Genomic DNA, 23,402 nt, shown 5'->3' on the forward strand with positions numbered 1-23,402 from the left:
AGATGTGTATAAGAGACAGGTTCATCGGCGTCGGGGGCCTGGTCGGGGCCGGGGTCGGTCGGGGAACTGGACACGGTCATCCTCCCTGTGGCTGGCACCGCCGGTAATGATCCCACTGCGCCCGGTTCGCCGGGCACCCGAGGGCGAACCGGCATCGCCCCAACACGGCCTGCGCGGGGAGCGCCGCCGGTCCGGCATCGCCGGAGCCGCGGACAGGAGGCCCTGCCGGCGAAATCACAACCACGCCAAGCGAGCGGAGTGCGGCCGAAGCCGGTCCAGCGGCTGCGGGCTACCAGGGCCGCCGGAGACAACCAGCATCGGCCGGCGTCGGCCGTCGAGGCGTGTCGGGCCCGGCCGGCGGGAACGATCTCCCGGGTCAGGCCGACGGTGTCGGCGGCACGCTCGTCGGACAGGACATCGAGGTGGCCGGTGGCGTAGTGTGCCACCAGGTGCCAGCGGGTCGCGGCCGACCGACGGCGTCTACGGTTTCGGCGTGGGCTATGGCTCGTACCCGCCGCGGGCTGCCCCGAGCCGGCTGCCAACCTGGGCGGCCAGTCGTTCCTTACTCCTCACCCGAACCCGAAGGAATCTCCATGGATCACGACGAGATTCGCCACCTGGTCGAGACCACCCCATCCGCCGACACTGTGGCCTCCTACCCGTTGCCCGACGACCGGATACTGTTCGTCGCCCGCGACGCCGCCGGTGCTGTGGTCGCGTCGTTCCATGTTCCGCGCCGCCAGGCGGAGCGGTTCGCGGACGGCATGGTGGCCGCCAGTCTCATCCTTGGCGCTGCCGTGGCGGAGGTTGACGTCTGATCAGGCCTGACGTCGCGCAGTTCGCGACGGCCGCCTTCTCCGTGGACCTGCTCGCCGAGCGGGTCCGTTGCTGGGTGAGCCGTACGCGCGGCAGCTCGACGGCAAGCCCCGCGAGCTGCGGTTTCACCTGGAGGGCCGGGCGGTCCGGGCGACCTGCTGGCCCGCGCCGCGGGCATGACGCAGTCGGCGCTGGCACGGTTCGAGGCCGGTGGCACCGTGGCGGCGGCGGCCTGGCGGAGCAGCCCGACCTGCTCACCTGACAGGTAGGAACCCGGCCGGCTGACGGGTCGCGCCGGCCCGCAACGCCGGGATGAGCTCCCGGCCCCAGTGCACCACGTCCTCGTAGGGGTCGAAACCACGGATGAGGAACGTGTCGACGCCGATGTCGTGGTAGCGCAGCAGCGCGTCCGCGACCTGCTGGGCCGTTCCGACGTGCCCGGAGGAGTTGCCGCCCGGTCCCGTCAGCGCCGTCACGCCGAACCAGAGCCGATCGTCGTACACCTGCTGACGGGCCGCCACCTGCTGCAGCCGTTCGGAGGCCACCGAGTTCGACAGGCCGGGGAAGCCCTGCCCGCCCTGGGTGGCCGCCGCAACCCGCCGCCGGGTCTCGGCCGCGATGGCCTCCGCGCGGGCCCAGGCGGCGTCCTCGGTGTCGGCGATGATCGGCCGCGTGGAGAGGCTGAACCGCAGGGTGCGCCCGTGCCTGGCGGCGGCGGCGCGCAGCAGGGCGATGCGCTGCGCGGTCTGCTCCAGTGGCTCGCCGAACAGCATGTAGACGTCGGCGTGCTGGGCGCCGACCGCGACGGCGGCGTCCGACTGCCCGCCGAAGAACAGCGGGATGCCGGCGGGGGGGGCGGGCCTGACCGAGCTGTACGCGCCGGCGAACCGGTAGAAGCGGCCCTCATGGTCGAAGGGGGCGTCGGCGGTGAGGGTCCGGCGCAGCACCGCCATGAACTCGGCGGTGCGCTCGTAGCGGGTGTCGTGGTCGGCGAAGTCGCCGTCCCGGCGCTGGTCGGCGTCGTTGCCGCCGGAGATGTGGTGGATGGCGACCCGCCCACCACCGCTGAGCTGGTCGAGGGTGGCCAGCTTGCGGGCGACGAGTGTCGGCACGACGAATCCCGGCCGGTGCGCGATGAGGACGCCGAGGCGCTCGGTCGAGGCCAGGACGTGGCCGGCGACGGCGAAACCGTCCGGTGAGGTGGCGCCGTAGCCGATGAGCACCCGGTCGAACCCGGCGGCGTCGTGGGCCTTGGCGAACCGGGTCAGGTAGGCGGTGTCGACGGCGGGGCCGTCGAAGAAGGAGCCCCGGGTCTCCGACGCCTCCTTGGTGCTCACCATGCCGAGGATGTCGAGGGACATGCGCGCAACCTCCGAGCTGTGCTGAAACTGGGTTGTCCTGACGCCGGGCCGGGCCGAAGCCGGGTCAGGCCGAAGCCGGGCCGAAGCCGGGTGGAGCCGAGGATCAGGCGGGCACCGGCTCGCGGTCGGCGGTCTGGTCCCGCACGAGGCGGATGAGGGTGCCGTAGTCCCGGGCGTCCGCGACCGGGTCGAAGCCGCGGATGAGCAGGGTGGACACCCCGACGTTGACGTAGTCGACGAGGGACTCGGCGACCTGCTCGTAGCTGCCGACCAGCGCCGTGGAGTTGCCGGCCGCGCCGGTGGCCTTGGCGATCGCGGTCCACAGCCGCTTGTCGTGCACGTCGCCCTCGGCGGCGAACTTCAGCAGCCGCTGGCTGCCGACCTGGGTGGCCCCGTCGATACCGATCGCCCGCTTGAACTCACCGGCCCGCGCCTGGGTGAGTTCGAGGATGTCGGCGGCCCGGTCCCAGGCGGCCTGCTCGGTGTCGGCCGGGATGGGGCGCAGGCTCACGCTGAACCGCGGGTCGCGTCCGTGCGGCGCCGCCGCCGCGCGTACCTGCCCGATCCGTTCGACGATCCCGGCCAGCGGCTCTCCCCAGAACGCGTACACGTCGGCGTGCCTGCCCCCGACCCGGATCGCGTCGGCGGAGGCCCCACCGAAGTAGATCGGGATGTTCCCCGCCGCCGGGCGTACCGACGACCAGCCGCCGCGCACCCGGTAGAACTCGCCGTCGTAGTCGAACGGCGCCGCCGACTCCCATTCCCGGCGCAGCACGTCGAGGAACTCGTCGGTGCGGCGGTAGCGGGTCACCTTGTCGGTGAGGTCCCCGTCCCGAGCCTGGTCCACGTCGTCACCACCGGTGATCACGTGCAGGGCGACGCGGCCCGGGTGGAAGGCGTCCAGGGTGGCGTACGTGCGGGCGGCGATCGTCGGGGCGACGAAGCCGGGACGGTGCGCGAGCAGCACCTTCAGGGTCGTCGTGCGGGAGAGGATCTGGTCGGCGACGACGAAGCCGTCGGGCATGGCGGAGGAGTGCGCGACGAGCACCCGGTCGAAGCCGGCGTCCTCGTGCGTGCGAACCAGCTGTTCCAGATAGGCCGGATCGACGGCCTGGCCGGCGAAGCCCTGCGACTCGCTGCCCGCGGCTGTGCTGGCGATCCCGATGAACTCGACGCTCACGCTGAGGATTCCTTCCGGGCGGTGACGGCGGTGGTTGGGGTGGCGGTGGCGGCGGTCTGGTTCCGCCAGGTGTCGGTGTGATGGCAGGCCACGGTCCAGTCGCCGGCGGGTCGGCCGGCGGCGTCCTGGGACGGCGGGGTCTGCGCGCAGACGTCGGTGGCGAAGCGGCACCGGTGGGCGAACACGCAGCCGCCCGCCCACCGCGCGGTCGCGTCGTCGTCGGGACGCTGCGAGCGCAGCTGGGCCGCGGCGAGCCGGTCCCGGCCGTGGATGTCAGGTGCGGAGGCGATCAGCAGCGCGGTGTACGGGTGGCGCGGCCGGGTGAACACGTCCGCGATCGGCCCGGCCTCCACCACCCGGCCCCGGTAGAGCACGACCACCCGGTCCGCGATCCCGGCCAGGGAGCTCAGATCGTGGGAGATCACGACGATCCCGAGGGCCAGCCGGCGGCGCAGTTCGTCGAGCAGCAGCAGGATGTGGTTGCGGTTGGAGGCGTCCAGCGCGCTGACCGGCTCGTCGCACAGCAGGAGTCGAGGGTCGGCGACGACCGCGCGGGCGATGGAGGCACGCTGCCGCTGGCCGCCGGAGAGCTGCGCCGGGAGCCGGTCGGCCACCGCCGGGTCGAGGCCGACCTGCCGCAGCGCACCAGCCACCCGCTCGGCCCGCTGCGCCCGGCTCCCGACGCCGGCGATCGCCAGTCCCTCCCCGACACTGGCCCCGACGGTGAGCTCCGGATCGAGCGAGCGCAGCGGATCCTGGAAGACGAACTGGATCGCGCCGCCCCGCCGGAACCGCCGCCGGGCCCGGCCGCGCAGGCGGGCGATGTCCCGGTCGTCCAGCAGGACCCGGCCGCCGTCCGGGGTGGTGAGGCCGGCGATCGCCCGAGCCAGCGTCGTCTTGCCGGAGCCGGTCTCGCCGACGACGCCAACGATCTCGCCGGGCCGGACGGTCAGCTCCACATCGTCGAGCACGCGGATCCGCCGGCCGCCCCCGGGCCGGGCGAAGGACACTCCGAGCTCCTCGACGTGCAGCAACGGAGCCGACGGGGTGGACGAGGCCGACGGGGTGGAGGGAGCCGACGGGGTGGACGGGATCGGAGAGGTGGACGGGGTCGGAGAGGTGGACGGGGTCGGCGGGGTCGGCGGGGTCGCGGCGGAGGCCGCCCGCCCGGCGGCGTCGAGGTCGGTGTCGGTCATCGTGACGCTCCCGCTCCCGCTCCAGCTCCGGCGGCTCCGGCTCCGGCTCCGCTCAGCGCGATCTCGTCGACGCGAACGCACCGGACGGCCCGGCCATCCGCCAGTTCGGTCAGCGGGATCGGCCGGGTGCGGCACTGCTCGGTGGCGAACGCGCACCGGTCGGCGAACCGGCAGCCCGGCAGCGTGGCACCGACCGCGGGTGGCTGGCCGTCGATGACGGCGAGGTTGCGTCGCTCCCAGCTGCCGACCGAGGCGACCCGCAGCAGGGCCTCGGTATACGGATGCCGCGGCGCGCGCAGCACGGCGGCGGTCGGCCCGGCCTCGACGATTTCACCGGCGTAGAACACCAGCACCCGGTCGCAGAACTCGGCGATGACGGCGAGGTCGTGGGAGACCGCGATGACCGCCAGGCCGCGGTCGGCCCGCAGCCCGGCGAGCAGTTCGAGCACCTCGGCCTGGATGGTGACGTCGAGAGCGGTCGTCGCCTCGTCGGCGATGAGCAGTTGCGGATCTCCCGAGACGGCGATGGCGAGCACGACCCGCTGCAGCATGCCGCCGGACAGTTCATAGGGATACTGGCGGTAGACGCGGGCGGGTTCGTGCAGGCCCATGGCCGCGAGCAGCCGCACCGCGGCGTCTCGGGCGTCCCGGCGGGACCGGCCGAGCTTCACCCGCAGCTGCTCGGCCAGCTGGTGCCCCACCGGCACCGACGGGTTGAGGTAGGACGCCGGGTCCTGGAACACCGCGGCGATCCGCGTGCCACGCAGCTGGTCCCAGGCCCGCCGCGGGATCCCGACCAGCGAGGTACCGGCGAAGTCGATCGTTCCGTCGCTCACCGCGCAGCCGGGCGCGAGCACCCCGAGGACCGACCGGCAGACCAGCGTCTTGCCGCTGCCGGATTCACCGACGATGCCGACCGTCTCGCCGCGGCGGACCTCGAACGACACCCCGCGGACGGCCTCGGTCCGGCCGCCGGCGATGGTGACCCGCAGACCGTCGATCGTCAGCAGCACCTCGGCGGGGTGGGTGGTCGGCTCAGGCATGGGACCTCTTCTCCTGCGCCGGGATGGTCTTCTCCTGCACCGGGATGGTTTTCTCCTGCGCCGGGATGGTGACGGCGGGTCGGCGGAGACGACTCCGGCCGAGCGGGATCGTCGCCACCCCCGTGGTGTCCCGGATGGCGTCGGCGATCGCGTTCAGCATCCCGGCGGACAGCATGATCGCCAGTGCCGGGAACAGCGGCGCCCACGGTTGCTGGGCCAGGAAGCCGAGGTCACTGGAGAGCATCCCGCCCCAGGTCGGGGCCGGTGGCTTCACCCCGATGCCGAGGAACGTCAGCGAGGACACGCTCAACAGCACGATCGCGGACATCTGCGCGGTGGTGACCGCGACCGTCGGGAACACCTTGGACCAGACGTGGTGGCGGATGATCCACCAGCGGGACGCCCCGAGCAGCTCGGCGATCTCCACGTACTGCGCGCGGGTGAGGGTGAGGGCCGCCGCCCGGGTGACCCGGAAGAACAGCGGCGCGAGGAACACCCCGACGGCCAGCATCGCCTGCTCCTGGCCGTTGCCGATAACGCCGGTCACGGCGATCGCGAAGACGATGTAGGGCAGGGTCATCACCGCGTCGGTGATGCGCTGGGCCACCCATTCGAACAGTCGGCCGAAGTAGACCGAGCCCAGTCCCGCCGGCACCCCGAGCAGGAAGGCCACGGCCACCGCCTCGACCGCGCCGACCACCGAGCGGCCGGTGGCGTCCATCAACCGGCTGAGCACGTCGCGGCCGAGATAATCGGTGCCGAGCCAGTGCGCCCCGCTGGGGCCGGCCAGGATGTGGCCGGTGTCCTGGGCGAGCGGGTCGTGTGGGGCGAGCGCCCCGCCGGCGAACCCGAAGAAGGCGACCACGGCGAGGATCACCAGCGCGATCTTCGTGGACCGCAGCCGCAGGGCCCGCCGCAACGGGCCGCGCGCGTTCTCGGTCACGGCTGCTGCCTCCTCGCGTGCGGTGTCAGGCGCAGCAGGGCGGCGTTCACCAGGAGGTTGGAGACCACGACGAGCCCGATCATCGTGACCAGCACCCCCTGGATCACCGGGATGTCGCCCTTGCCCGCCGCGTCCAGGCTGAGCTTGCCGAGGCCCGGCAGGTTGAAGACCGCCTCGGCGACGACCATGGCCCCGATGATCTGCGGGATGGAGTAGCCCAGCACGGTGATCGCCGGCCCGGCGGCGTTGCGCAGCGCATGGCCGAACACCACCCGCAGCTTCGTCAGGCCGCGGACGTCGGCCCCGGTGACGTAGTTCTCCCGCAGCTCCCCGACGAGGGAGGTCCGCAGCTGGCGGGCGATGGCCACGGCGCCCTCCACCGCGAGCGCGATCGCCGGGAGGATCGCGAAGCGCAACCACCGCCCCGGGTCCTCGCTGAACGGTACGTAGCCGCCGGAGGGCAGGATCGGGACCGTCACCGAGAACAGCACGATGAGCCCGATGCCGATGACGAACGGCGGCACGGTCGACGCCGCCGAACACAGCAGGGTGACCCCCCGGTCGAACCAGCCGCCGCCCGACAGGGCCGCCCCGATGCCGAGGGCGCCGCCGAGCAGGACGGCGATCAGCACGGCGAGGAGCGTGATCGAGAGGTTCACCGGCAGTGCCTGGCTGATGCTGTCCGTCACCGGGAGGGTGGTGTAGTAGGACCGGCCGAGGTCCCCGGTGAGGGCGTGGCCGAGCCAGCTGAGGTACTGGACGACCAGCGGCCGGTCGAGACCGAAGTAGTGGTTCATCCGGTCGATGTCCGCCGGCGTCGCGGTCTCGCCGAGCACCTGCGCCGCGGGGTTGGTGTCGGTGAGGGCACCCAGCCCGTAGGTGATGATCGTGGCGATCAGCACCACCGGGATGCCGACGAACAGCGTGCTGCGCAGCAGCCGCAGCACCGCCATGCCCCACTGTGCGGCCCACCGGCTCAGCGGGACGCCCGCCCCCCGGCCGGTCAGCCCCGCCGGCGCATCGAACTCAACTGCCGTCATCGGCCGCCCTCCACCCGCTCACCGGACCACCCGCTCACCGGACCACCCGCTCACCGGACCACCAGCTCACCGGACCGCCTGCTCACCGGACCGCCTGCTCACCGGACCACCCGCTCATCGGACCGCCTGCTCATCGGACCAGCTCGTGGCCGGGCTCAGTTGACCCGGACGCCGTCAAAGCGCTGCACCGCCAGGTAGCTGCCGAGCGGCGAGACGTTCTTCTTGCGGGCGAGGACGCGCGGCTGGGTGTACAGGAAGATGTTCGGCATCCGCTCGACCGCGATCCTGGTGGCCGCCTTGAGCACTGTCGGATACGACGGATCCTCCAGCGGCGTCTGGCGCACCTTCTGCAGGGCCGCGTTCAGTTCGGGCGGCGTCCTGCGGCCGGGATTCATCAGACCCTGCTCGCCGAAGAGCACCTGGAAGGCCTGCACGGCCGAGTCCCGCCCGGCGAAGCCGTCCACCGCGAAAGCCTTCGCGTGCTGGATGTACACGATCTGGGTGGCCTGGGACGCCGGGATCGTGTCGATGGTGACCTTCACGCCGACCTTGGCCAGCTGCGCCTGCACCTGCTCGGCGAGAGCGGAGCTCGCGCCGGTGGCGGTGAGCGGCAGCTCCAGACCGTTCGCGTAGCCGGCCTCGGCGAGCAGCTTCTTCGCCTTGTCCGGGTCGTAGGGGAACGCATTGTCCAGGCTCGGGTCGTGGCCCACGTACCCGGGCGGGAACGGCTGGTAGTTGACCACCCCGAGGCCGAACGTCTGGGCCTTGGCGAGCGCCGCGCGGTCGAGGGCGTGCTTGAACGCCTCGACGACCAACGGGTTGTCGAACGGCTTCTTCGTGACGTTGACGTCGAGCACCGTCGTCACCAGGGAGGGGATGACCTGCACATCGAGGCCGGCCGCCTTGGCCGCGGAGACCTGGCTGCCCGGGATCTGGGCGACGTCGAGCCGGCCGGACTGCAGCGACGCGATCGCCGTCGCCGCCTCGGGCAGCGGATACAGCTCGAAGTTCCCGATATGGATGTTCGCCTTGTCCCAGTACCCGGGGAACCGGACGAGCTTCGCCGACTGGTTCGGCACGTACTCGGTGAGCCGGAACGGCCCGGCGCCGACCGGCCTGGTGGCCAGCCCCTTCGCGTCCTTCTCGAACGCCGCCGGACTGACGATCATCCCGGTTTTGCCGGCGAGCAGGCTCGGGACCTGGTAGTCGACGGACGAAAGCTTGAGGGCGACGGTCCGTGCGTCGTCATCCGCGGCGACGGCCTCGACGGTGGCGAGCTGGGCGGCGACGAGCGAGCCGGGGAAGGTCAGACCCCGCTCGATGCTCTTGCGCACGGCGGTGGCGTTCACCGGCGTGCCGTCGCTGAACGTGAGACCGGGCCGCAGAACGAAGGTGACCTGGTCGCCCTTCCCGTTGTACTTCCACGACTCGGCCAGCGCCGGTACCGGATTGCCCTTCTCGTCCAGTTTGGTGAGGCCGGCGTAGACCAGTGACAAGGCGTGCACGTCCCAGCCGGCGGACGAGGTCACCGGATCCCAGGAGGTGACCGTGGACCAACCCCACCGCAGCGTTCCCCCGTCCTTGCCGGCGGACGAGACCGAACCGCTGCCACCGCCGCAGGCGGCGAGCAACAGCGACGAGCCGGCGAGCGCGCCGAGACCGAGGAAGCCTCGGCGACCTAGCACCGTTGAATCGGCTCGCGATTGTGCGTTCACGGGGGGCGGTCTTCCTTTCTGAAGACGTGCATCTCTGAGGACGTGCATCATCGAGGGCTGTCGGCGAGGCCGTGGGCGTCCGCAGGCAGGAAAATCGGGCGCGCGGAAGGAGGCGTTTCCCGGACGCGAAACATACGCCGGCCATGTTCATCGCCCGGCGGCGTAACGCGTTCGAAACTCGCCCGATATCAGCTTTCAGGTCTTCCGCGGGGGCCACGAAAAAGAGCGGTCGGCCAGCCGGCGGAAGTCAGGAGAAGTCAGCCGGTCAGCGACAGAGGGCGCTGGCCGTCCGCTGGTAGTCCACGTAGCGACATGCCACGGAGAGGAATCTCGACCGCATGGATGAACAATGCCCGACTCGCGACCTCGCCGTCAACACACGACCAGGCACGATGCGTGCCGATCATGGCGTCACGCCCTATACGTCTGTTTTGTTCCATGTGACAGCGTCGTCCGAGCGGGCCGAAGCCATTGTCAAGCCCCAGCGCGGCGCATCATGAGGTGAGCAGCATCTCGATGATCTTCTGGAGTCAGGCGACCTCGCCTCGGTCGACACGTCGTGGTGGATCGCGTGGAACGAGTCGCTGATCGGTTGCGTCTGAGTGTCCGGTCGCGGGTCGCGAGCGGAATGTGTCCGACTGCGGGACGGTGTCCGAGCGAGTGCACGGCCGGTAACGGTGTCTTCTGGTCGACGCTCCGGTTGCGGGAGCTCGCGTTGAGGTCGACCTGCTGGTCCGCCGCTTCCGCTGTGGGACCGGCAAGTGCGTCCGGGTGACGTTCGCCGAGCAGGTGACGGGGCTGACCAGCCCGCACGCCCGGTTCATCCCGCTGGCGCGGCAAATGGTGGAGGCGGTCGGGTTGGCGCTGGCGGGCAGGGCTGGCGCCCGCCGTGCAGGAAGCCGCTGAATCGGGGGTTCTGGAGCAAAACGGATCATGTCCTCAGCCTTGGACGACCCAGTTCTTGATCTTCTTTTCGATGTGTTTCCGCAGCCCGTCGGCGTCGGGGCTGGCGGGCACCACGCCACTGAAGCATTCGCTCGATCGTTTGGCGAGTAGTGTCTCCACGCTCCTGGCGTGGCTGGAAGGGAACGCGAGAAAGGATTTGCCTGGCCCGAGTTCGGTCGAGAGGCCAAGGAAGGAACGGCCGATGTTGAGGCCGGGCGGTGCGCTGTAGTTTTTTGCCTCGATGGCGGCAATCAACTTGGATGCCCGCGGATGGACGTTCGCCTGCCGGCTCCGCTGCGCCTCGTCGTGATCGAGTACGGCGACGTCGCACTCGTGGGGGACACCGGACGTTGCGAGCACGAAGACGCCCAGGTGGATCTCGAGGATGCGTGTCGGGCTGAACGTGACCTTCGCGTACGTGAACTGTTGGTTCCACAGGTTCCCGGGGGAGCGTCGGAACACGACGGCTCGAGGCCGGCTGTGACCGTCGTTGGTGAGCAGGACGGTCCCCCCGGCGTCCCGGGCGGCCCGGACTGCCTCGGTCAGGAGGGCGGCCTCGTACAGGTCGGACTCTGTGGCGGCGTCCACGTAGACGTCGCTGAGTGTGTCAAGTGCTGCACGCACGGCTGCGAGCGCGGCGTCCCTGCTCACAGCCATGACGAAAGCTCCTGCTGCAGTGGCGCAAGCTCCTGCTCGACGATGCCTCGGCGCCATTCTGCCTCCCGGGCTTGCACACCGATGTTCAGAACTCTGGGACTGGGATCGTCTTCGTCCGCAAAGACGATCTGGTTGCCAGACAGGTCGGTGAGTTCCAGAAGACCAATCAGCGCTCGTCTTGACGCGGCCATGGTCCGGGCCGCGGTCACGAGAGCCTCACATAGCAGGCGAAGCCGCTGGTCCCCGTCATACTCGATCACCGCGACGTCAGCGCGCCCGATCCTCGCGCTTTCGGTGTCGGTGATCCGCTGATCGCGCAGCCGGCGCTCTCGCGCGGAGAGTTCGAATCCGCGGACCAGCCGGCCCCTCGTCACCTCGGCCCGGAGCTGCTGCGCGATCTCCCCAGATAGTCCCTCGACCTGCAGCATCAGCTCTTCGTAGATCTCGCCGCTCTGTTCCAACCCGGTGCCCTTCGTTCAACTGGTCCCGTGTCCACCACCAAAGCACTAAACGCGGCCGGCTGCTCGAACTTTTCTGCCTCCGAAAGATACTCTAGGACATCATGGGCGGTCCGGTTCCGCGACCCTTGCGGCTGACCGCACAGTCGCGGGCGGCCAGCCGCACCCAGGATGGCAACGGGATAGGGCCGAATCAAGGAGCCTCGATCGAGGCACCCGTTTTCCGGTGAGCATGCCGACGTCCACCGAACTACAGACCGGCCTGGTACCCGTTCGCGGATCGATGCTCTGGCTCGTCATCGGGATCTGCGCCGACGCCGTCATCGGTGAACGGATCGGGGTCGGACTCCGACTCCGTGGTGATGCCAACAACGACGTCGGGACTAGAATTCGCGTGGTGGTGTCCGCCGGGCTCCCGGGCTGCCGGTTCCTGGTCCTGCGTGGGACCGGATGGGGCGGTACTGGCAGGCGGTGGACGTAGCGTCTGCGCGAACTCCTCCATCTGATAGTCGTGGAAGGTCTCGGCGATCTGGTCGGCCAGCAGCCGGCGTTGCGGATCGTCGTGGGTAAGGCCAGCCGAGTCCAGCAGCCTGTTGAGGTGGTCGGCCGCCGTGTCAGGTATGCGCTGGGACGCGGCACCGTCTATGCCGTTCCGATGGTGGCCGTCCGAGTGACCGTTGCCGTCTGCAAGGGAAGCTGTCGTCTGCGCCGGAAAGCGGTCGAGGCGGTGGAACCATTCAGGCAAATCGCGGTTGTTCGCGGCGGCGGAAAGCCGAGCGAGTTGATGCAGATCCCCGATCGTGCGTTCGACCTGGTGGTCGTTCCGGGCCAGCCACCACACGACCGTGCTGCCGGTGTCCTTGAGTACGTCGTCGGCGAGGTACCGACGCTTGAGCTGGTCCCACCGCCATTCGTGTTTCCAGACCTCTTCATCCTTGCGCATGTCCGCCAGCTTGTCGAGGCGTTTCTGATCATGGTCGGTGAGAGTGAGCACGATGTCCTCGGCCATCACCATTAGTTGACCAGAGCGGTCGCGCTCCAGGTTGCCGAGCCAGCCGCTTAGCTCCTGTTCGACGAGCGCCGCGCGGGCGGGGGGACTCTTCTCGGTCACCAGCCGAGCGCGCTGAATGATCGCCTCGCGCGCGGCGCCGGCCTGGTTGGCGAGCGTCGTGATCTGGTTCAGCTCGATCGTCCCCCAGCGGACCGTGGCTGAGAACAGGAAGTCATAGTCCGCGGTGCTGCTTGGCACTCTAACTCTACTGAGTCGGTGCTCACTCTGACTGATCGGTCGCGGCGCGGAGGTGGGAATCGGGATGTTCTGCGATCGGAAATCGAGACGCTTGATATTTCGCAAAAAAAGGAGTCCGACGGCAAGGGCAGTAAAAACGAGAAAGATCGGCACGGTCGTCCAGGAAAAATGATTCCATGGCACGACGAGAATTCCTACCAAGCCGCCGATGACTATGAGTAGAGTCGCGACGGCTGCGCGGCGGAACGGCACGATGATATCTCCCCACGCTGGTATTCTGGTCAGTGTGCCACGCGACTTCGCGCGGTATGAATCTTCCGCAATAGCTGTACTCTTATGTGGCTGCGCGCCTGGTATGTGCTGGTGTCCGCCGTGTCGGCCCATAGGCATGCGACTCCATAGAGGCGGGCCAAAATGCCGACCTGTCGGTCGCAGGCGGTCACCAACAGGTCGAGAATTACCTCGCGATACCGCTGGGCATCGGCTGCCTCGTCCAGCCAGCTGCCGATCCGCTCAGTCCCGATCACCTGGTCTTCGGTCAGAACACCATTCCAGCAGGCTGCGAGATGATCGCGTACGGATGGCTCGTCGAGGAGCGGACCAGCGAGGCGATCAGGGGAGCGGACCAGGGCCGTCGGAATGGAAAGCGCGAGGAAAAGCGTGGTATCAACCTCCCATCGGGCCCGGTCGGATCCCTTTCCCTGACCGAAGGTCATTGCGAGTCGACTGAACATCAGCCGTCGTAGGCTCTGGCTGTCCGCGACGAGTCGCAGCAGCGCCTCTCTCGGCATGGGCAAGCCACGTTGGCGTCGCGTGAGATGGTGTAGCCGGACCACGGCCTGTTCCGGATGGCGTTTCGCGATCACCTCGCTGCACATCGCCACGAGAACGCCAACGAGACATTTGCTCAGCCGTGATTCCTGAGACCATTCGTAGATCTTCCGTCGGAATACGCTGGCCGCCTCCTCGTGTTCAAGTCCGTATCGAAGAACGCGATCCGCAGCCTGCGGAAGCAAGCCGCGTCTTTCATTTGTCGTCCATTCCAATACCAGATCTATCAAAGTCGACCAGTCGTTCGGGTAACGCCCCCTCAAGCACTGCTCGGCAAGTCGCTCAGCCAGTCCGTCGCGACTTCTTTCTGTTAGATCGGGCGACCGGATGGCCCCGTCTATCCAGTTAATAAGGTGCGATCGCAGATCGGGCCTTTTATTCCAGTAATGGATCTGGATCGCTCTGTCATATCCAAGCTCTCTGAAACAAACACGACCGAACCGGTCTTCGGTGGCACCGATCTCCTGTAACCGTGCGGCCAGGTCATCCTGAACAAGCAACGGTAGATCATTCGGTGGATGCTCCGTCGTTTGCAGAAGAAGTTCGGTGGCCACCTGGATGTCATGGGACGGCGCCTCATGCAACATAGCGACGGTGAGTAGCAGCGCTCGCTGAAAGCCACTCTGGTGTTTCCCGAGGAGATCCGTCACCTGGGCTGACTGATCCGCGATGGCGACGCAGGCACGGCGGCACCAGTCGGCGGGCCCCTCCTTTGGCTGGCCCTGGTCACGTGCACGACGGATCAGCGAGGCGATATCGGCCGTTCGCTGCATGGAGGGCTGTCCCGCCAGGTTCTCGGCGACCTCGGGGGGCAGATGGGTATCCTGACCAAGATCGATCTCGGATATCTTAAGGTGTTTCTCTAGGACCCGTTTCTCGGACAGCCGTCCGATCTCGACGAGAAGGCCCTCGAACTCGTTCCGGAGCTCGCGGGTCTCGGGGAGGATGACGACCAGATACGCGCTGCGCTCCAGGACGGTCGCCCGGAACGACGACAGCTCGCCCTGAACCTGGTCCCAGAGAACGCCATTCGCGGTGGAAAGATCCAGCCATAACTGATCACCGGCACCGATGTGGTCGGTGGAGAGGCGACTTCGCCCGTCCTCTGTCTCCGGCAACAGCTCGTGCAACGTCCCGAACGGACTGGCGAGGTCATAGAGGAGCACCTGTGCCGCTGTCCTTCGTCCGCTGCCGGCCTGTCCACTGAGCAGAACAGTTCGTCGATCCATCAGGATGTTCCGCGCGTCCCGATATCCCGGCGGCTGCACGAAGCGGTCATACAGCCAGACGAGATCGTCCTCGGCAATCCGTCGAGGATTCCATCGTTCTCTGTCATGCGCATATGTGCCGTACTGATAAACGTTCAGCACCCCGGAGCCGGCGTTGACGGCGCCAGAAGAATCCGTAATGATAGTTCTAAGCTGGTCGGTCATTCGTCGTTCGATACCTCTCGGGAGGTGTCGAAGCGCTGGTTGACGTCGCCCAGATGCTCGCCCGCCGTGTAGTTTACCCCGTTGCCGGAAAAGTGTTTTGAGTGATTGTAAAGATTACCCTTTCCTGTGTTCGTCGGCCCGCTCGTTCCCTTCACGATTGTGCCGGCATCGCCGTCAACGGTATTGCCGAGCAGTACCGTACCGTATGCTTCGCCGACAGAGTTCCTGGTGAGTTGCGGCGTCGCGGAGTCCGGGTGGCTACGGTCGGCCTCACGTAGAGTCGAGGACAACTCGCACAGCTTGTCGCCGAGAGTGTTAAGGTCACGCCCTATGTTGTGCTCGTCAAGGCGACAGGACTGACTGGTGGCGAACCAGTGTAGGTCTCTGGGCAGATCCGATCTGCGCAGTCGGTCGGTCTTCCGGCCGTCCAGGAGCGCGATGACCTTGTTGTTGTTTCGATGTGCTTCCATGATCTCCTGTCGTACCCAGTCCTTCGGATCGTGTAGGGCGGGGGAAGCGGCCCAGCTCGGTCCTACCACGGCAATTAGGACGGCGCATCGCCGTGCGTTGGCGATTAGCTCCTCGTCGAACTGCGTTCCGAGCGGGATCGATTTGGATGCCCGAAAGATGAGCTCGCTTCCGAAACGATGAGAGAGTTCCCGCTCGATCGTGATAGCGGTCTTGTCTCCGTCGCCGGTGCGATAGTTGATGAAGACTTCGGGCATGGGACTCTCCTCACGGGGTCACGATTTTTAGTGCTGTACTGAGATCTGGGGTTAGCGCCTGGACTGCCGGATTGCGGGGGTACCGCGCGAGGGTGCGGGCGAGCTGCCGTAGGTCGGCGGCGATAGTCGCGGAGCTTACGGTCAGCGCATCGGGGAGAACACGGCTGGCGAGTTCACAGGCGTGGTCGACGTTGCCGGCCGTCACGTGGGCCCGAGCCCGGCGAGTGCCATAACGGGCGTTCGTGCGCAGGGCGTACGCCGGCACCTGGGCCATCTCTCTGTCCATCACCTCGGCCGCCTGCTCGGGCCGACCAAGGTCGAGGAGACACCAGCCGGTGATCATGGCTACCGTGTCGGCGAGATGCGTCGTACCGATGACGGGTGCGCCTTCGTCGAAGACCGCATCGGCGAACAGGTCGCGGGCCTCATCCAGGCAGCGCATGCAGGCGTTGTAGTCCCCGTTGATCGCATGTCCCTGGGCTTCGCGCTGCGCGGCCAAGCCTTGGATCCGCGGCGGGAGCCCGCCATGCCGCGCCTGTCGGGCGAGCGCGACGGTCTCGTCGCCCTGTTCCCGGTAGAGAGTGATCAGCGCGCGCCGGACCATGGCGTAGGCGGCGAGATGGTGGTCGCCACCTGCGGCGGCCAGTTCGACTGCCCGCTGTGTCCACCACAGAGCCGCCCGGTCGTCTCCGGTCTCTTGCGTCAGCCAGCCGACGTACTCCGCATAGCGTGAACCGAGGCGAAGAAGCTCCTGCCGCATGCGCGGCCCCGCGTGCGTCGAGAGTTCTCGTAGGGTATGTGTCTGCGCGATGAGGGCCGGCAAGAGGAAGCCGGGGCTGACCGACTGGCCGAGCCGCCGATAGTTGTCGAACAGCGTGCGAAATGTCTCCAGGGCCGAAGTGTTCTCCATGCCGACTCTGGCTTCGAAAGGACCTTGGGTGCCGAGGCCGATACCCATCGCGGAAGTCACGCCTGCCGCCATGATTTGGCGTCTACCGATGGGCTGGAACCAGCTCTTGCCCTCCGGGGAAAGCTGCATAAGCCAAACCTCCTCTTCGTGTCCGTCATCTTCGGCTGATATCTTCGCCGTGGATGCCAGCCTCTTAGCGGACAGTAGCGCAACAAGTACGCCACCTGTCTGCAGTGTGTTATCGCATAGCTGCGCAAGCTCGTGATTGGGTGCCTTCAGCCCACGTTCGACCTTGCTGAGATGCCCTTTGCTGTAGTGCACCGCGGTGGCCAGTTGTGTGAGTGTGATACCGGCGGCAAGACGCAGCTTCCGTAGTTCGCCTCCGAAGAACTTATCTTCGCCGATCACGTCTACCTCCGTCGCTGTCCGAACATCCATCGTCGTCTGTTCGCCCAGCCGAGTGTCTCGCAGATCGAGTGTGCCAGTTGTGGAAGGGAGGAAACCCAGATGCGGAATGTTTCCCGTTTCCTCTTGCCGGTGTGGGCGGGACCTCGTGGCGCCACTGGAGTTGGAGCTCCAGGCCACCCTGCTTGAACGTGATGTGCGCCGAGGAGGCAGTCGCGACTCCAGAGCCCCGGCGAGGTTGCTTTCTAGCTAAGAATTAGGCGATCCGGTACATCGCGAGGTGGCGGCAGGCCCGCGAGATAGCGCTCACGCCGGCCGAGCAGGCGTCGCCGCTGGCGCGTCGTTCCTACGACCTGCGGCACGCGGCCGTATCGCCCGGCCGGTCGACCACTCGTGAGACACGGCGGGTCCGTGGCCACCAGCCTGAACGGCACCGGCTCGGCACACAGGAATGCGACATCCGGCAGGCGGTCCCGCCCACCGCCAGCGACCCGAGTCGGAGTCAGATCCGCCGGTACCTTCGCGGATCATGCGTCGCCGGCGGCGACCGCCACAGCGCCGACCGGGCGAGCTTGCGAGTCCGTGTAGCCGCTCCTCGATCCCTTGTGGCGACCATGGGGTGGCGGCCATGGGCCTCGCCGTCGCCCTCAGCAGCGCGAGGCCGGCGCGCGATGTCGGCAGCGTCGTGCGCTGCAGTGGGCAGAAGACTGGTGCGGCCACCGGGCGGGTGATGTCGGAGCCCGACGACGACGCGCGCCTTCAGGAAGGTTGCGGGCGGAGGTATCACGTCGTTCCGTCGAGTGCCAGGGCGGCCGCGAGGGCGTCTGGGCGTTGCAGTTCGGGGAAGTGCCCCGTCCCGGGCAACCGGTGGATACGAACGGAGGGGACGTGGTCGCGTAGTGTCTCCGGATCGCTGGCGCGGTGGGACCGGTCGGCGTCGCCCCACAGCAGGGTGACCGGGACGGCCGGCGCCAGGGTCGGCGCGGGGCCGCTGAGGTAGGTCTGGAACGCGGTGGCGAGAGCGAACATCGCCCCCGCGGCGAACGCGGCGTCGCTGTGGCGGACGATCATGCTGCTCAGCATGGCGTCGGCCGTGGCGGCGCGCAGCCAGGAGCGGGCGACCAGCGGCGCGCACGGCCGCAGGAGGAGCTGGCCGACCCCCGGCAGGCGCAGCGGCGATCTGCGGGCGACGGAGTTCCGCCAGGCGATCTCCTGCGCCCAGCCCGGGGCCTGCGTGAGCACGAGACGGTCGACCAGGTCGGGGCGGCGGGTGGCGATGTCCAGGCCGAGGTAGCCGAACGCGCAGGGAAACACCAGCCCCATCGGTGCACCGCCGAGGTCAGCCAGGAATGCCTCGACGACCCGGGCGGTCGCGGCGAAGGAGCCGTCGAAGCCGGCCGGCGGGGTCGAGAAGCCGAATCCCGGTGGCTCGAGGACCACCACCCGGTGACGCCCGGCGAGCCGGCTGATCACCTCGCTGTAGGCCTCCACGGTGACCGGCGGATCCGCGACGAACACCAGCGTCCGCCCCTGTCCGACGTCGCGGACGCGCAGCAGCGCACCGGCGGCCTCGACGACGTGCACCCCCGGTGTCCGGGCCGACGCGGGCAGCCCGCGCCGCAGCGGCCGAGCGAACCGCTCGTCGATCCGAGGTCCCCATCGCGTCGCCGGCACCCGTCCATGTCATCAGACCGGTGCCGGCCGGCGTCGACCGGAGCTGGTGAAGGCGAGACCAATCCGGCGCCGGTCTGGTGCCCGGTAATCCCCGACCTCGCAGCGCCAGAGCTATGTGCGGACGGCACCGACGACCACCCCTGGGGTCAGCGCCCCGGTCGCCGGCGTCCAGCAGGAAGAGCTGACACGGGCTATCCGTCTGTGTCCGTCCCTCCGCGCACCACGGTGATGACCGTGAGCGTCAGGGCGAAGGTGCCGCCGAACGCGGCGCCGCCGGCGAGCACCGCGCTGGCCAAGCTCTCACCGTTGACCCGGACAAGGATCCCGGTGATCACAGCCACCAGGGTCGATAGGGCGGCGAGGAATGCTAGAAGCAGGATCAGGACTGTCCGGCGTTCGTTGTGGTCTCTAAGTGGGTGTTCGACCCTGTTCTAGGCTTCATAAGCAGGTTAATCTTCCGCCCGGCGGCCACGCCCAGTGACTTCTCGAAGAAATCCATGTAAGGTCTGAGGCATTCTATCCGATATGACATCCATGCCGATGCCGAGTTCGAACTGAAGAGTCCTGTCTCATCCCGCTGCCTGATGTTCTGCGGCTTTCATCGGCGACGGAAAGGATTCTTCCCCCTTCCTTGCCGTCCAGCAGTGGCGCCACTCCGTCCGGCAGCGTCAGCTCGTCACCGCAAGGGCCCTGGTTGCCGAAGCGGACAATCTACGTAAGGCCGATCCACGTCTTGCTCTCGGGCTCGCTCTCGCCGCCGACACGATCGACAGCCAGGCCGGAGCGCGCACCAGCCTGAGCACCACCCTGAACGACACGCCCCTCCAGACCGTACTCGGCGAGACCAACACGGTTGTTTCGGCCGCGCTCTGCCTCACCAGGGATGAATGGCGCCGCTATGCCCCCGGCGTCCCGTACAGGAGCACCTGCCGGTAATCAGGACACAGCGTGCTCCTCGGTCCCTACCTGCCAACGGACCACCCCCTCGGGCGTGGGGACGACACAGGCATGCTCGCCAGCTGCCTGATCGCGAGTAGTCGACTACTCGTGCGCTGGGAGCCGCCATGCGCCACAGTCGGGACCGTGGCGGCGGGCGGCACAGCGACCCGACGAGGCCGATGGACACCATCAGCTGACCGCCCCCGGGGGGAGGCGCGGACGGATGTCGACGGTCGAGATGGCAGGGGTGGACCCGCGAAAGCGGGACGTCGCTGAACTCCTTGTCGAGGCCACCACGGTGTGTGCCGCGGCCTTCTGGCGCGACCTGGCCGAACGGGCGGCCAAGACGTTCTGTCAGACACTGATGGTCGTCCTGGGCGCGGGTCGAGTGGGCCTGATGTCCGCGTCGTGGGTCCTGTCGCTGTCCCTGGGGGCAGCGGCCGCCGCCCTGTCGTTGCTGACGTCCGTCGGCTCCCGGCTGGCTCCGATCGGGACGCCGATGTCGCCGAGTCTTGTCGACACCTTCCCCGAGATCTATGCGCGTGCGCGATCGGTGGGATTCCCTGCCGGACCAGGGGCGGGCGGTGCGGCGCGGCCGGCGTCGTCCTCGCCGCGGTCGGGGTCGGAATCGGCGCGGCCGGAGCCCGGTGCGGCGGGAGTTCGCGGCCTACGCCGACGGCGGGTTTCTTCCTGACTCTCCTGGCGCTCGGGCTGTCCTGACGAACCGACCAGCCGGATTATCTTCGTTCTATTGTCGCGCTCGAGTCACCGCGGCGGGAGATCTTCGACGCTGGGCCGGCGGTAAGGTTCGGTCGTGCGGGGGGGATGGTCATTGACGGGCCGGGCCGAGGAACTGGGTCTGGTCGACCGGGTGATGCGCCTGGCTTCGGGGCCCACGGGTGTGTTTCTCGCGGGTGAGGCTGGCGTCGGAAAGACGCGGCTGGCCCGGGAGGCGCTGGCGGCGGCGCGCCGCCGCGGGATGGTCGTGCGGTGGGCGACCGCGACCATGGCGACCCGGGGGATTCCGCTGGGCCTGTTCACGGTCTTTGGTGCTTCCGGCGGTGACCTCGCGACGGCGACGCGGCGGACCTTCGACCTGTTGAGCGACGGCGGGTCGGACGGCCGCCCCATTGTGCTCGGGGTGGACGACGCGCATCTGCTGGACGAGGTTTCGGCGCTTGTCCTGTACCAGTTGGCGTCCCGTGGGCTGGTCAGACTCGTGGTCACCGTCCGGAACGGAACGTTGGTGCCGGAGACGGTGACCGCCTTGTGGAAGGAGCAGTATCTGGAGCGTGTGGAGGTCGTGCCACTGGCCGAACCCACAGCGCGCGATCTTCTGCGGACGGTCCTGGGTGGTGACGTCGACAGCGTCAGCGCCCAGCGGATCTGGGCGCTGACCCGCGGGAATCCGCTGTATCTGCGGCTGCTCGTGGAGGGCGAACGGGCAGCCGGCCGGCTGCGGGCGACCGCGGGGGTGTGGCGCTGGTCGGGGGAGCCACGCCTGTCCCGTGGGCTCACGGAGCTGGTGGAGGCTCGGATGGGGGAGCTGCCGGAGCCGCTGCGAGACGTGATCGATCTCCTCGCGCTCAGCGAGCCACTCGGCGTCGTTCCCCTGGTGCGCCTGACCTCCCGGGCTGCCGTCGAGCAGGCCGAGGAGCGCGGCCTGCTGGAGATCAGCAGAGACGGACAGCGGCTGCACGCCCGGCTCGCCCACCCGCTCTACGGCGAGGTGCGTCGCGCGAGTACCGGCCTGCTGCGGGCCCGGCGGCTGCGCGGAACCCTCGCGACGACCCTCGGGGCCCTCGGCACCCGGCGCGCCGATGACGTTCTTCGCCAGGCCGTGCTGGTCATGGACTCGGATCTCACCCCGGACACCGGTCTGCTGCTCGCCGCCGCACGCGCGGCCAGCGTGCTCGGTGACGTCGGCCTGTCGGAGCGGCTCGCTCGGGCCGCGATCGCCGCCGGAAGCGGGTTCGAGGGCCGCCTCCTGCTCGCGTTCGCCCTGACCTGGCTCAACCGCGGGCAGGAGGCCGAGGAGCAGCTTCGCGTGTCGGAGCCGCTCGCGCGCAGCATCGTCGAGCAGAGCCTGGTGGCGATTCCCCGGGCCGGGAACCTGTTCTGGATCCTGCGGCAACCGGACGAGGCCGACGAGGTCCTGCGGCGCGCGGAACACGCCTTGGAGGCTCTGTCCGTCCCCGCCGGCGCATCGGTCGCCGTGGACGGGACGCTCAGCATCACCGACCCTGATCGCGCCGCCCAGGACGGCGCCACGGTCAGGGCGGCGCTGGCCGCGCTGCGCTGCACGTTCGATCTCTGGCTGGGCCGGCCCGCCGAGGCGGTGCGCGCGGCCCGCGCGGCGCTGGAGCAGACCACGCTGCCCGACGAATCGGTCGTCCTGGCCGGCTGGGGCCTGTCCGCCGGCCTGGGTGTCCTCGGCCGTTTCGACGAGGCCCGCCCGGAGTTCCCCCGGCTGCGCGGGGCGGTCGCCCGCATCGGTGACGGCCCGCTGCTCGCCATGGGCCTGCATGACCTGAGTGTTCTCGGTCTGCGCCTCGCCGGCCATCTCGACGAGGCGCAGACGCTGGCCCGGACGTCCTACGACGAGCTTCGTCAACCGTTCGGGAACTCCCACCTGATGGGGATCACGCTGCTCGGTCACGTGGCGGCGGCGCGCGGGTACGCGCGCACCGCCCTGCGCTGGCTGCGCGAGGCTCACGCCGGCCTGGTGGACGGTGGGCTGGGCGGGTGGGAGATCCGCGCGCTGATGAGCCTGACCCAGTCGTACGCGATGCTCGGCGCCGCCACCGAGGCCAGGGTGGCGCTGCACCAGCTGGAGACGGGGTGGCATCCCGGGTTCGCGCTCTTCGAACCGGACCGGGCGCTGGCCACGGCCTGGGTCTCAGCCGCCGAAGGGGCGATCAGCGAGGCGATCGCGACGCTGTGCCGCGCTGCCGAGAGGAACGCGGACAACGGGGAGTGGGGCTGGGAGGTGTTGCTTCGCCAGACGGCCGCCCGGTTCGGGTACCGGCAGGGTGCCGCGAGGCTGGCGTGGCTCGCGCAGCGGGTCACGGGTCCGCGCGCGTCGCAGGCGGCCGCGCATGCCGCCGCGCTGGCCGCCGACGACGGCGCGGCGCTGCTGTCCGTCTCCTCCCAGCTGGAAGACATGGGGGACCTGGCCGCCGCCGCCGACGCCGCGGCGCAGGCCGCACTGGTGCATACCCGTGCGGGCCGGCGGGGCCAGGCGTCAGTGGCCACCGCGCGGGCCGACCGTCTGGCCCGCGCGGGCGAGGGNCTCCTGACCCCGGCGCTGGCGGCGGCCCTGCGGCCGCTGCCCCTGACCGCGCGGGAACGCGAGATCGTCAGCCTCGCGACCCGGGGACTGTCCAACCTGGAGATCTCCGCGCGTCTGGTCATCTCGGTCCGCACCGTGGAAGGACATATCCTGCGCGCCGGACAGCGGCTCGGCGTACGCGGCCGAACCGGCCTGGCCGCCGCGGTGTGGGGCGACACACCGGCCTTCGAAGACGAGTAGTCGACTACTCGTGCGCCGCCCGCCCGCCCGCGCCACGGTCAATTCCTGGTCGCGTACGCGTGGCGATGCTTGGACGGCGCCGCGCCAGGAACGGGGAGATACGGATGCGGGGGCGTCTACTCGGACAGGCTCGGGCGCGACTGCAACGGTTGATGCGCGCCTCCTTCGAGCAGAAGAGCCCCTTCGGCATGTCTGATCCAGCCCAGGCCGGAGCTGATCGGGCTGTCGACCTACTGCGCGAGACTCTGCATACCGGCGACCCCACCGCGCTCAACACTGCCATCGACCTGTTCCACCAAGCGGTGGCGGCCACCCCGACCGACGATCCCGACCGCGCCGGGATGCTGTCC

Annotated in this window: 20 protein-coding genes; 5 read left to right on the forward strand and 15 right to left on the reverse strand. The window is 69.0% G+C overall.

Annotated features, from left to right (window positions below; all coding sequences use genetic code 11):
- Window positions 1-593 precede the first annotated feature (593 nt).
- Window positions 594-818: a hypothetical protein gene (locus FF36_RS12180; RefSeq protein WP_044885168.1), complete on the forward strand. Its 225-nt coding sequence runs from the start codon at window positions 594-596 to the stop codon at window positions 816-818.
- Between the two features lie 252 nt (window positions 819-1,070).
- On the opposite strand, the gene FF36_RS12185 is transcribed toward FF36_RS12180, so the two are convergent.
- The 7 genes from FF36_RS12185 to FF36_RS12215 form a co-directional block, all read right to left on the reverse strand.
- Entirely contained in the window at window positions 1,071-2,177 is a 1,107-nt protein-coding gene (locus tag FF36_RS12185; protein WP_044885169.1) for an LLM class flavin-dependent oxidoreductase, read from the reverse strand.
- 103 nt (window positions 2,178-2,280) lie between these two features.
- The gene (locus FF36_RS12190) at window positions 2,281-3,357 is read right to left on the reverse strand and encodes an LLM class flavin-dependent oxidoreductase (RefSeq protein ID WP_044885170.1); all 1,077 of its coding nucleotides are present in this window, start codon (window positions 3,355-3,357) and stop codon (window positions 2,281-2,283) included.
- Window positions 3,354-4,553 carry an ABC transporter ATP-binding protein gene (locus tag FF36_RS12195; RefSeq protein WP_063870346.1) on the reverse strand — a complete coding sequence of 400 codons (1,200 nt, stop codon included), beginning with the start codon at window positions 4,551-4,553 and terminating at the stop codon, window positions 3,354-3,356. Before FF36_RS12195 ends, FF36_RS12190 begins: the two co-directional genes overlap by 4 nt.
- Window positions 4,550-5,596, reverse strand: a complete 1,047-nt coding sequence (locus tag FF36_RS12200) for an ABC transporter ATP-binding protein (protein WP_044885171.1) — start codon at window positions 5,594-5,596, stop codon at window positions 4,550-4,552. Before FF36_RS12200 ends, FF36_RS12195 begins: the two co-directional genes overlap by 4 nt.
- Window positions 5,589-6,539 (reverse strand): ABC transporter permease, encoded by a 951-nt coding sequence (locus FF36_RS12205; protein WP_082121857.1) that lies wholly within the window; start codon window positions 6,537-6,539, stop codon window positions 5,589-5,591. The genes FF36_RS12200 and FF36_RS12205 overlap by 8 nt, the downstream gene beginning before the upstream one ends.
- Window positions 6,536-7,579, reverse strand: a complete 1,044-nt coding sequence (locus FF36_RS12210) for an ABC transporter permease (RefSeq protein ID WP_082121858.1) — start codon at window positions 7,577-7,579, stop codon at window positions 6,536-6,538. Before FF36_RS12210 ends, FF36_RS12205 begins: the two co-directional genes overlap by 4 nt.
- Before the next feature lie 155 nt (window positions 7,580-7,734).
- Window positions 7,735-9,264: an ABC transporter substrate-binding protein gene (locus FF36_RS12215; RefSeq protein WP_242418293.1), complete on the reverse strand. Its 1,530-nt coding sequence runs from the start codon at window positions 9,262-9,264 to the stop codon at window positions 7,735-7,737.
- Window positions 9,265-10,065: 801 nt separating this feature from the next.
- Between FF36_RS12215 and FF36_RS39950 the strand changes: the two genes are divergently transcribed.
- Entirely contained in the window at window positions 10,066-10,200 is a 135-nt protein-coding gene (locus tag FF36_RS39950; protein WP_255355720.1) for a hypothetical protein, read from the forward strand.
- A 33-nt stretch (window positions 10,201-10,233) separates the two neighbouring features.
- Here the strand turns inward: FF36_RS39950 and FF36_RS12220 are convergent, their stop codons facing one another.
- The 8 genes from FF36_RS12220 to FF36_RS35420 all read right to left on the reverse strand — a co-directional run bounded on the left by FF36_RS12220 (window position 10,234) and on the right by FF36_RS35420 (window position 18,922).
- Window positions 10,234-10,896: a hypothetical protein gene (locus FF36_RS12220; protein WP_044885173.1), complete on the reverse strand. Its 663-nt coding sequence runs from the start codon at window positions 10,894-10,896 to the stop codon at window positions 10,234-10,236.
- A complete protein-coding gene (locus FF36_RS12225; protein WP_044885174.1) occupies window positions 10,887-11,357 on the reverse strand; it encodes a hypothetical protein in 471 nt (156 codons plus the stop codon). The genes FF36_RS12220 and FF36_RS12225 overlap by 10 nt, the downstream gene beginning before the upstream one ends.
- 247 nt (window positions 11,358-11,604) lie before the next feature.
- Window positions 11,605-12,855: a hypothetical protein gene (locus tag FF36_RS31480; RefSeq protein WP_128423296.1), complete on the reverse strand. Its 1,251-nt coding sequence runs from the start codon at window positions 12,853-12,855 to the stop codon at window positions 11,605-11,607.
- 29 nt (window positions 12,856-12,884) lie between these two features.
- Entirely contained in the window at window positions 12,885-14,867 is a 1,983-nt protein-coding gene (locus tag FF36_RS12235; RefSeq protein WP_128423297.1) for an nSTAND3 domain-containing NTPase, read from the reverse strand.
- A complete protein-coding gene (locus tag FF36_RS32715; protein WP_082121859.1) occupies window positions 14,864-15,592 on the reverse strand; it encodes a TIR domain-containing protein in 729 nt (242 codons plus the stop codon). The genes FF36_RS12235 and FF36_RS32715 overlap by 4 nt, the downstream gene beginning before the upstream one ends.
- 10 nt (window positions 15,593-15,602) lie before the next feature.
- Window positions 15,603-16,910 (reverse strand): helix-turn-helix domain-containing protein, encoded by a 1,308-nt coding sequence (locus FF36_RS12240; protein ID WP_199865376.1) that lies wholly within the window; start codon window positions 16,908-16,910, stop codon window positions 15,603-15,605.
- Between the two features lie 780 nt (window positions 16,911-17,690).
- Entirely contained in the window at window positions 17,691-18,581 is an 891-nt protein-coding gene (locus FF36_RS12245) for an alpha/beta fold hydrolase (protein WP_236706123.1), read from the reverse strand.
- Between the two features lie 191 nt (window positions 18,582-18,772).
- Window positions 18,773-18,922: a hypothetical protein gene (locus FF36_RS35420; protein WP_157866930.1), complete on the reverse strand. Its 150-nt coding sequence runs from the start codon at window positions 18,920-18,922 to the stop codon at window positions 18,773-18,775.
- Window positions 18,923-19,743: 821 nt separating this feature from the next.
- Between FF36_RS35420 and FF36_RS32035 the strand changes: the two genes are divergently transcribed.
- From FF36_RS32035 to FF36_RS40785, 3 genes are all read left to right on the forward strand, one after another.
- Window positions 19,744-20,214, forward strand: a complete 471-nt coding sequence (locus FF36_RS32035; protein ID WP_063870347.1) for a holin — start codon at window positions 19,744-19,746, stop codon at window positions 20,212-20,214.
- A 120-nt stretch (window positions 20,215-20,334) separates the two neighbouring features.
- The coding region (locus FF36_RS40780) for an AAA family ATPase (protein ID WP_422615086.1) at window positions 20,335-22,811 on the forward strand (2,477 nt) is incomplete at its 3' end.
- 43 nt (window positions 22,812-22,854) lie between these two features.
- Window positions 22,855-23,052, forward strand: a complete 198-nt coding sequence (locus FF36_RS40785) for a helix-turn-helix domain-containing protein (RefSeq protein WP_422615088.1) — start codon at window positions 22,855-22,857, stop codon at window positions 23,050-23,052.
- Window positions 23,053-23,402: the final 350 nt, after the last annotated feature.

The sequence above is a fragment of the Frankia torreyi genome, assembly GCF_000948395.1.
Taxonomy (GTDB): domain Bacteria; phylum Actinomycetota; class Actinomycetes; order Frankiales; family Frankiaceae; genus Frankia; species Frankia torreyi.